The following is a 10378-nucleotide window of genomic DNA, read 5'->3' on the forward strand; positions in this document are numbered from 1 at the left end:
GATATCCTCGGGGGCTCGGTCCATCATGGCAAAGAGCGGCTCATTGGCCCGCTGTACCTCTTCATTCTCGTCGAGAATGACAAGTGCGTCGCCCATCGAGTTAACGATGTTTTCAAGGTAGGTTTGAGACGCCGCCACTTCACTTTGCGACTCTAAAATATCGTCTTCTGCGAGTTTGATTTCTCGATGCAAGAGTACCCGTGATCTAAACTCAAAAGTTGATTGGTCAGTCAATCCGCCATCAACAAAGTTTAAGAGGGCAACATCATCTGCAAAGACATCGCGACATCGCTCGAATGCCTCTTTTTGATATTCCGAGCTCCAAACAATCACGCGCGCGCCGCGCACCGTCGGCTCTCGATCTAGACTTTGACAGATCTCAATTCCCGCATCCATCGAACCAATGGTTCCCACGATAATGACGGCTGGCCGATAATAAGACGCGGGTCCCGCGACATCGTCGCCGGGTGAAATGATACGACACTCAAAAAACGGACGGAAAAGTTCGTTGAATCTCAACGAGATGACTTCCGGCGTATTCACAATGAGAAGCCGGCATTTTTGTTGCTTCCCTGATTTCACGCAGCCCCAACCCTACCCATTGTTCAGACCCTGCCTCAAAATAATTGAGAGGTCACCTTGTCTTCAACTCATCTAGCGTTTCCATGATTTCAGAGATCTAAGTCTAGGAAAAGCCTCAAGAGCGATTCCTAGAAGAACGTAGCGGGTTGACTGGCACTCTGACCCTGCGTACACTTTTTTGAGGTACCAAGGGGGTTTTGGTGCCGCACCAATTGGGGAAAATATTGTCTCGAGCTCAGCGGACTATAGGGCGCGTCAAACGCCTACTCTGCCTTTTAGTAATGGGCACAGCATGCCTGTTAACGAGCTTTGCAACGCCCGCTCTGGTTCACGCCGCTGATAAGCCCTCCATGTTTGTGTACCTGCCAACAGATGTTCGACCCAACGCATTTCAAAAGATGCTAAACTCAGCAATTCCTACTGTAAACGTTACTGTTTTCGGACGCGTCAAAGACTTCCAGAAAAACATTAAAAAACAGCCTCCAGACGCAATTCTCTCGTATCGGCCAGTCATCGACAATGAAACCGGCATTTCTGTGGGCCTACAAGGCCTTGATAAGGGAAGCCCGAATGAATCATTTGTACTTATTTCGGTTGGTAAAACCGTTGAGATTCAAGCCGAGACCCAACTAACGATTGGCATTGTCGACCTCCTGGGTCGTAAAAAAATGGCCAACTTCGTATCCAAAATGATCCAGACTTCGAAGAAACCTAAGATCAAACGGGTTTCAAAACCGGAAGACTTGCTGTCTCTCTTGCAGTTTAAAGTCGCCGACGCGGTCCTCATCCCAGAAAAAGATGTCAAAGCGTTCAAATCTAAATCAAAACTAGACCTAAAAGTGACTCCTATCAGTGGAGCCAAAGTTGGGCTGCCTGCACTCGGTTTTCTGTCGGATACCAACAAAAAGCTGATTCAATCTGCCGTTAAGAAACTGCAAGGCAAAGTACAAGATATCATGCGAGTGAGTTCCTGGAGGGCACTATGAGAAAGTTCATGAAAGCCACCGCTCGGTTCATAGCCGTAACGAGTTTATTGTTAGCAAATCAGGCCTTTGCCGAAAACGTTGACAATATTCTTGTTCTTATGCCCGATTCATCTGGTGCCAAAAGTGCGCTTGTTGGACTTCAAGAAGAAGTTGGCGAAGACCTCAACTTGATAACGCAATATGTTGATTCAAGCACCTCTATTGAAGACTTAGGCAATTTCTTCAAGAGTTCTTCTCCTAAAGCCGTCGTCTTAATGAATAACCCAACGGTTAACCTCTATAAGAAATATCAAGCCAGCCTCGACCCCGCGACTAAGCATCCACCTGCTCTGATGATGATGGCTTCTTTTCTTCGCCAAACCAGCAGCGGTGTTCAAAATGGCACTGGAATCAATTACGAAATTGCTGCGATCACATGCTTCGTAGGCTTACGTAATATCCTAGATCAGCCGATTCGCCGAGTGGGCGTTATCTATCGCGACGTATTTGACGACTTTATTAACGAGCAAAAGGCGATGGCGGCCCAAGAGAAGATTGAAATCGTAGCGAAAAGGCTTAACACCAAAAATGTGAAGACATCCCTTAAGAAAACCATTAAGTCCCTGACCAAAAGCGATGAAGTAGACGCCATCTGGATTTTAAACGACAACGTCTTGCTCAACAAAAACCTGCTCATTAAGTCCTGGCTACCTGCACTCAAGCGCAATGAAAAACCTGTCTTGGTCAACGTTCAATCACTCGTATCGTCCAAGTTTAGATTTGGGTCGTTCGCAGTTCTACCAGACCACACTGCATTGGGCGTCCAAGCAGCCAACTTATTATTCGACCTTCAAGAGAACGACTGGCAGGTTGGCGACAAAGAGCTCGAGGAGCCTGTAGCGATTGAAAAGGTTCTCCTGGTACCCTTCGCGAAGAAGTATCTGAAGCTTAAAGAAAACGCGCTGGACCAGATTGATGTGCAAGTCGACTAAAAGAAGTTAACGGCCGTAGCCCGCAGCAAACCCTTTTATCTCTATCCAGAACCCGCAGAATCTATAGATGGTTGTGCTGAGGATGAGTGCGACTTACCTGCTCAAAGATAATTGACCACCTCTGCCGGAGTTTCGCACAACACCCCATAAGATATCGGCCTAGTGACTAGGGCTAGAATAGGTCTAATGAATATGGCTCTGATGGAGGAGCCTGAAGAAGACTTGAATGAACTAGAGCGGCACGCCGAAGACGAGAGAGAATGGACGAAAGTTCGCTCCTTCTTTACCGGTAAGTTCCACTTGAGCGAAACCACCTCGGTCTTCCAGAAACTTCTTCACCGCATCCATACCTACGCCCCGACCAGATATGTCGGTCACTTGCTCAGCCGTTGAAAGCCCGGAGTAAAAGATCAGCTCTGCAATCTTCGCCTCGTCTGCCGGCACCTCAGAGCCCCCGTTAATTTCACTGTACTTACGCTTCAGGCCGCCGATATCTAACCCTCGGCCATCATCTTGTACTCGAACAATCAACCGATCTTCCTCTAAGCTGGTCTCAAGGGTAATGGTTCCATTTGGATTTTTACCTGCGCCTTCGCGCTCCTTGGCTGATTCTAAGCCGTGGTCGACTGCATTTCTAAATACATGAACAAAGACATTTTGTATCAGTGGCGCTACATCGGCAGGGATACGAATATTAGGATCCGTAATATCCACGGCGGGTATAGGTTTTTCAAGCTCGTCAGCGATAGACGCCATTCCCGAAATAGCTGAACTCAAGACATCCCCGAGTGCTTGTCCCGTATTGATACGTACCGAGCACTCGAGACCGTCTAAAATTGCCTCAAGCCCTAAGCCGCCGTTTCGTCCACCGTCGATGAGTCCTTTAAGCTCTTGTACGAATTCTCCGGAAACACCGGCCCCTTCGGTCACTTGGTTGTCAGCCAAGTTGCTTAGCTTATTATCAAAGACGTCGATATAAGCTTGAGTTGCAGCCGTAACTAAATCCAGCTCCTCAAGTAACTCAGCAGGATCCCAAGGTTTGTCCTCATCTTCACGTAATTCTTTATAACGGGTTTCCGACTCATGCAGAATGTCATTCAAAAAGGTAAAACCGTAAGTTCGGGCGTTACCTTTAATTGTGTGCATATTTCGAAAGAGCTCTCCAATGACTTCAGAGTCACGCTCCGAGGTTCCTAAAATGAGAGACTGGTTTCGATCGAGAAATTCGGTGCTCGAGAAGATGAAGGTCTTAAAGTCATCAATCCGAACCGCCAAAATCTGACCCACCATCTCCAGCTGTCGCTTCTGCTCACCCATCTCACGCTGTAACTGGCGTAGCTCTGTAACGTCGCGCAAGGTCACCATGATCTTCTGGGTGGTACCGCCCGTATCTGTAATCGCGTTCCACTCGGCTTCCAGAATCTTAATCGCACCGCCCGGAGCATCCTTTTCAAATTCTCTGGGTAGTAGGTGCCCGTTCATCACGTAATTGATGCTCGGCTTGCCCAGCATATTGCTCAGGGCTACAAAAACTCGGTCGACTGCATCTGGGCCAAGGTTTGTCCCAGAGAGCAAAACATCCATGATGCTATTGCCGGCAATATCTTTTGTATCGAGAATTTTTTCCAAGTACGCGGAATACTCGTGGTGAATCGTTTGACCCTCGGTAACGGTGAAAATACCCTGCCGAAGATTTTTCAACATATTTCCTACGTCATCGGTTTTCTGCTGTAGGTCCCGAGTCCGCTCTTCGACCTTCTCCTCCAACCCTTTGTTCAACTGCTCAAGTTCATCGTAAGATGCTGCCAAGTCTCGAACCATCTTGTTAAACGAAGATGCGAGAATCTCAATTTCGTCACCGCTTTGCACATCAACCTGAACCGAATGATCTCCAGATGCAATTGCATCCGCAGCTTCCGTAAGAACTCCCAGCGGGCTGGTAATTCGGATGGCCTGTCGCCAAGTAAGAAACGCACCGACGAAAACAAAGAAGAAGCCCAAACCAATTAAAATCTTCATGATTTCAATCAGTGCGGCATCTGATTCTTCTCTCGCGATTTGTAGCTCTTTGTCGATCCTAGCTTTCGACAATCCATAGCGGATACTACCCAGGAGTTCCCCGTCCACTTCCACCTTCGATGAAAACTCCAGAATATCCTGATCATAAATCGTAAACTGTCGGTTGCCGGAATCTTGCTCCAGCATTTCTTCACTTACGCCCAGCTTCTCCCAACCCGTGATCTCTGTATCTTCTTCGTTTGTACCAGGTGCGGCAAAAGCCCAAGGACTCATATCTGCATCAACGAAGAGTCCATAAATGACATCAACATCTTCGGCTACCGTACGGTTCACCAAATCCTTAACGTCGCCGAAAGCATTGGCTTCTACAAAACCTCGCAATGCCAGGGCGTGATTCGTCGCCAAGATGATACCTTTGTCCGTTAGGCCGCTGGTAATACCTTCTCCGATCTTAGCGTAATGCTCGTCTGACTGTTGCACTTGAAGCCTAGCAACAACCGAAATTGTGCCCACACTGACCAGGAGTAAGGTCATGGCCGTTGTAATAATCAGCTTGCGCCTCAGACTTGTCTTTACTCTGCCTTGCACACCAACCTCATTAATTTGAGTTCATGCCGATATCCCTCTTCTTTACCTTAGAGAAATACCAAACCACCCTCTTCGACCATATCGTTGACCTGTTCGAATCCTGCTTTCATCGATTCAGGTTCCCACTTCAGGTGAAACGCAAACTTCTGGTAAACCACCATCGGATGCTCAGCACCTTCTTTGTTCAACGTGTATTTAAAACAAAGCTTCGGATCATCGGTACCAAAGCTTATGTAGTTTCGTGAGTGATTAATGACGCTTGGGATTTCGGAGCTGAATTTCGATTTTTCTTTGACCGAGCCCTTCGGTGCAAAGGAACCCTTAAGCCGCCCCCAAACCGAGTTGGTCAATTCGCTCAAAAGTGAATTCACGACACGAAAGTTGAGTTCCTCAGCCGTAGGCATAATGCCTGGGACGTCGCCCTGCTGAATCAACTTACCCGCCTGCTCTTCCGCCATTTGGAGCATCATGTAACCACGACACCAATCGGTTTCCATACGTATTAAACTAAACAACTCACCATAAATGATTCGGTCGCGAATCAAATATGGCTTTTCGTATTTTACATTGACCCCACTGAAAACGTCGGCGACGACATCTCGGGTTCCCTCAGCAATCAAACGAATCAACTCGGAAGGATAGTAGCGGTTAAAAATATAGGTGTTCACCAACTGGTCGAGCTTGTCCTCATCCCCTGTTTCGTACGGCACAACTGGGACCGATGCCAAAACCGGCTCTGCTTCAGATTGACGGATGAAGATGGGTAGCTCAGAGCGCAATCGGTGAATATCGATGATAATTTCGTCGGCAACTTGACCACTTAGGAATACTGCGCCCAGGTCAATATTGGTGTTGAGGACATCGATTATTTTCGACTCAGACCCGACTCTCAATCCAATTAATGAGCGGTTACTGAAAAAGGCTTTAAGCGAATCCATTTGTTCGGCCTCATGGTCGTAAACCAAGACCCTGCTGGACAACTCCATGCTATCTACCCCCATAGAATCCTGAGCATCATCGAGTGAACGCGGCTAATGAGCTTTCGATTCTTTGTCATCTTAGCGGATCCCAAAGTGCAATGCACCTTAGATCTGGCCTAATTAGAAACCCTTAAGTATCGAGATCCTTTCCTTCCATCAGGCTCAAATCAAACGATATAGTATATAGTGGAGTTCATCTCAGGTCAGCTCTTACCAGCTTGACTGATTGCTGACCTGCTACCGGCTCCTGGGAGACCGAGCCTATGACCAAAGTGCAGCAGGTACACAATACCGAGGCTGACCAACTGAAGGCTGCGTCCTGGGCGGTGAATGTACTAGACCCCCTAAATACCTCCGCTCCTGTTCTCCACAGCCTCAGCGATACGCTCAACTTTGAATTGAGATGGTTTAAAACTGCTGAAGAAATCCAGCGTGCTCGGCCCTGGAAAACCAACCCAAAAATGATCTACCTACTCAGCGACAAATCCCCTGAGGTCAACTCCTTAGAACTGGCCTATCTTATCGCTGAGGCCACAAATGACAGCTCAATCATCTGGTTGCTCACCGAATCAATGAACCCAAATTTTAGGGAAATCTCACGAATGGCCGGCGTGGTAGGCTGGCTACCTACACCTCTTGCACCGGAGGCCTTTACGGCCTGCCTCAATCTCGCTCGAAGCACGGAACTCTGGAAACCCCCTCGCGGCAACACCATCCAGTTCAAGCCAAAAGTCGGAATCTTGAATATGAACTGGAATGGCTCAGAACTGGTTATGCAGGGGGTTTTGGACGAGAAGGCCGAATTCACTCAGTTGCCAAATCTTCTCCCAAAAGGACTATTAACCGTTCGGTGCAACTGGAACGGGCTCTTAACGCTCAATCTTGAAGGACTTAAACTTTGGAAAGAATTTGCGACTTCAGAGGCCGGCGCCAGTCTACAATTTATTTTCGAGCAATCTCCCCGCATGATGCAAGAATTCTGGAACAGCATGCCTGCCGTGTTTGGTCCGAATGTGAGGGTGGAACTCCCTGAGTCTGCGGCCGAGGAAATACCAGAAGAGCTTGCGTCCATGGTACTCGATGAAACAGTCAAGAATCTCCTCACCAAGGGCAGACGCAGCCTAGAACCAACGGATTCCAAAGCTCCCAGCCTCAACCGTATGTATCTGGGCATGCTTACGTCGATTTCCCGTTACGCACTCTCAGAACTCTATCTCACCCAAGAAGCTGTTCTAGACCTCTGCTCTCGTATGATCTCACGTTGCACCTCCATCCAGCGTGCGCTCCCCCTGACTGATATAACCAGGACTTTCGATCTCCCGGGCCGCATGCCGCTCATCGCCTCGATTCTAGCTTTATACGAACCACTGCTGCGCACACTGGTTGGACTCATCCAATTACTGGAGGCCGCCGGAGAACTTGGGGACGGCGAGCAAGACTCCAAGCCCCTCCAAGACTGGCTAAACCGTGCCACAGATGCCGCCGCTCAAGCTTTGCCTTGGCAGCAACCTCAACTTGCCCCTCTCCAAACAGCGATGAACGCTAAACTCGATCAAGACAGCTTAATTGGCGTGATATTACAGCTTGCCCACACCGCCATCGAGGGCAACTTATCCACCATCGATGCAACCGGGGTGACCGCATTTAAACTCGCGAAATTTGAAGGGCCGTCTCCACAGGTCCTTGCCAACCTAAGCAGCCAACTTCGCCGAGCATCCATCAGCGCTGAAAACATTCAGCCCTTTCGTCATGAGTGTCTCCTCGACTGGGTCGAACCCGTCAATCCCAAGTCGATGTCCACCGAGGCCTCAAAATTAATCTTGGGTACAGCTCAAGAAGCTCGTAAAATCGGACATGTGCTGGACACACATGACACGTTGCAACAAATATTCGACCATCGTAAGCTTGAGCTGGAGAGACTGGTTCGAGGAGCGTCCCAGGAAGAAATTCAAGAGCACTTGAAAATGCAGGCGGTGACAGTGCTTGAGAAGAAGGTCATTGGGTTGTACTTTAAAGCACTGGCAGAATTAGCTGACGAGAGCGCTCAACTAAGTGGTCTCCAAATGTTTTCAGCTACATGAAGAGTAATGAGGGGGTAAATATGGATGTCGATCGCGTGGCACTGCTTGTAGGACACGGCGAAAGTCACCTTTCAACGATTGTATCTCAGCTTGAGAATCTTAAGCTTGAAGTTACAAAGACCCACGACCACGAGGAATTTCCAAATCTACTTGAAGGAAAGAGTAAGCTGGCGCTGATCGCAGTCGATGCTCACGGACTTGATGAACTTCGGGGCCGGCAGGTATTTACCGAGATTAAACAGAACCAACCTGAAACCCCAGTGATGTGGATTTGTCCACCCGGTGTATTGGCACCCAATCACCGAACTGAATTACCTGATGCTATCGTGGAGTCTGACGCATCCTCCAATTTTGTTATTCTCAGATTACAACAGCTCCTTATCAATCGATTTTTTCCACGTATCGTCGCCAACGCCATGAAATTCAGTGCACGCAGTGCATTACTTCAGTCTTTTAAAACTGAAGTACAGGTGATGCAGGAATACGTCCGCGTCGAGAAAACGGCGCTCGCAGAGATCTCGTCGGTGATTAGCTTCAGTGGACCAGGTACGACCGGCTCAGTCGTCGTCAGTGGGAGCGAGGCTTTCTTCAAAAACACCTGTGACAAGATCCTGCCCGCAGACCGCGCCGCAGAACCGGATGAAGCCGCCGCACTTGCTGGTGAAATGTGCAACACCGTGGTTGGGAAGTTTAAAGCCTTTCTGGTTCAAAACGGAATGAAGGCAGAGATTTCATGCCCGCTCACAGTGCGAGGTGACACCACCAGTTTAGAGTACGGGGCAGGCGCCCTATCGCTGGTTACAAGACTTACCGACCAAACAGAATCGCTTTTCGTTGAGCTTGTATTGGACATGTTTAACGTCAATGCCATTCAGCCGAATATAAAACAGAAGATACTTGAGCCGGGTGGCCTCTCGTTCTTCTAGTGCAGACAAATCCAATGCCAAAAAGCATTAGGACAAAGGGGATAATACAATGTCAGATAGAACTATACTGGTAGTCGATGACTCCGGAATTATTCGTGAGCAACTCTCACATACACTTCGCTTTCACGGTTACACGGTTCTGCTAGCAGACAACGGAGGCCAAGGCCTAACGGTAGCCATGTCGCACCCTGAGATCGACCTCTTCATCGTCGACATCAATATGCCAAACATGAATGGTCTGGAGATGATCGAAGAAATCCGTATGATCCCCAACCACAAGGATACTCCTATTTTCGTTCTAACAACGGAGTCCTCAAGCGAAGTTGCCAATGAAGGCCGCGAGGCTGGCGCAACCGCATGGATTGTTAAGCCGTTTAAAGAAGAGCCGCTTCTGGCGGGCATCAAACATGTCCTCGGTAGCTAATCAGTTCTGACGTCGTAGGTTGCAAAGCATATCCTTATAATTAGCGGCCTTAGTGATTCTGTTCGCCCTTGTAGCTTTTTATCTTCAGGTCTGACTATGCCCATTCGTAGCCCTATAAACGAACTCCCCACGCACCACGTAGCAAACCAGCCCACCCATTTGGAAAACTACAACCTGTTTGAGCTCGATGTTCCACTGGCTCAAGCGGTGGAGCGCTACGGCGCTCAATGGTCAAGCACACTTCTCCAATCCTTTGGCCGGGAACTTGGTCTAAGTGAGACGATTGAGCACGGAAGACTTGCCAACCGCAACAAGCCCGAACTCAAAACTTACGACCGCTTCGGCCACCGAATAGACGAAGTTGATTTTCACCCAAGCTACCATCACATGATGAAACTCGGGATGCAGTTTGGTGTTCATTCCCTTGCCTGGAAAACAGATGATACGGGGGGCCATGTAGCGCATACTGCGCTCGAGTATCTACTGGGCCAGATTGAGGGCGGCGTGTGTTGCCCGCTTACAATGACCTACGCAGCAGTGCCTGCACTTCAAAACAACTCAGAACTCGCCAAGCGATTTCTTCCAAAGCTTTTGAGCAATAGCTACGACCCTCGTTGTATTCCAATCTCTGAAAAAGACAGTATGACCATGGGAATGGCCATGACCGAAAAACAAGGTGGTTCGGACGTTCGGGCCAATACCAGTCGTGCTGTTCCCACAGAAAATACTGAATGGGGTCCTGGCTGGCATCTTACTGGGCATAAGTGGTTTTGCAGCGCGCCCATGTCTGACGCGTTTCTAACCTTGGCCCAAACCAGCAA

The 10378-nt window shown here is 48.7% G+C and carries 9 protein-coding genes; 6 read left to right on the plus strand and 3 right to left on the minus strand.

Going from position 1 to position 10378, the window contains the following annotated elements:
• Positions 1 to 582 (minus strand): hypothetical protein (locus tag HOK28_02310; GenBank protein MBT6431894.1); only part of this gene is annotated, 582 nt, incomplete at its 3' end.
• Between the two features lie 200 nt (positions 583 to 782).
• On the opposite strand from HOK28_02310, the gene HOK28_02315 reads away from it, so the two are divergent.
• Together HOK28_02315 and HOK28_02320 are read left to right on the plus strand one after the other, a co-directional pair.
• On the plus strand, positions 783 to 1568 hold the full coding sequence (locus tag HOK28_02315) for a hypothetical protein (GenBank protein MBT6431895.1): 786 nt from the start codon (positions 783 to 785) through the stop codon (positions 1566 to 1568).
• Positions 1565 to 2539, plus strand: coding sequence for a hypothetical protein (locus HOK28_02320; GenBank protein ID MBT6431896.1), 975 nt, complete (start codon positions 1565 to 1567; stop codon positions 2537 to 2539). The genes HOK28_02315 and HOK28_02320 overlap by 4 nt, the downstream gene beginning before the upstream one ends.
• Before the next feature lie 231 nt (positions 2540 to 2770).
• Here the strand turns inward: HOK28_02320 and HOK28_02325 are convergent, their stop codons facing one another.
• Positions 2771 to 5146: a HAMP domain-containing protein gene (locus HOK28_02325; GenBank protein MBT6431897.1), complete on the minus strand. Its 2376-nt coding sequence runs from the start codon at positions 5144 to 5146 to the stop codon at positions 2771 to 2773.
• A 47-nt stretch (positions 5147 to 5193) separates the two neighbouring features.
• Positions 5194 to 6132, minus strand: a complete 939-nt coding sequence (locus HOK28_02330) for a hypothetical protein (GenBank protein MBT6431898.1) — start codon at positions 6130 to 6132, stop codon at positions 5194 to 5196.
• A 257-nt stretch (positions 6133 to 6389) separates the two neighbouring features.
• Between HOK28_02330 and HOK28_02335 the strand changes: the two genes are divergently transcribed.
• The 4 genes from HOK28_02335 to HOK28_02350 all read left to right on the plus strand — a co-directional run.
• Positions 6390 to 8207 carry a hypothetical protein gene (locus HOK28_02335; protein ID MBT6431899.1) on the plus strand — a complete coding sequence of 606 codons (1818 nt, stop codon included), beginning with the start codon at positions 6390 to 6392 and terminating at the stop codon, positions 8205 to 8207.
• 20 nt (positions 8208 to 8227) lie between these two features.
• Complete coding sequence (locus tag HOK28_02340; GenBank protein MBT6431900.1) at positions 8228 to 9133, plus strand: hypothetical protein; 906 nt, start codon at positions 8228 to 8230, stop codon at positions 9131 to 9133.
• 49 nt (positions 9134 to 9182) lie between these two features.
• On the plus strand, positions 9183 to 9557 hold the full coding sequence (locus HOK28_02345; protein MBT6431901.1) for a response regulator: 375 nt from the start codon (positions 9183 to 9185) through the stop codon (positions 9555 to 9557).
• Positions 9558 to 9653: 96 nt separating this feature from the next.
• The coding region (locus tag HOK28_02350; GenBank protein MBT6431902.1) for a DNA alkylation response protein at positions 9654 to 10378 on the plus strand (725 nt) is incomplete at its 3' end.

The sequence above is a fragment of the Deltaproteobacteria bacterium genome, assembly GCA_018668695.1.
Classification (GTDB): domain Bacteria; phylum Myxococcota; class XYA12-FULL-58-9; order XYA12-FULL-58-9; family JABJBS01; genus JABJBS01.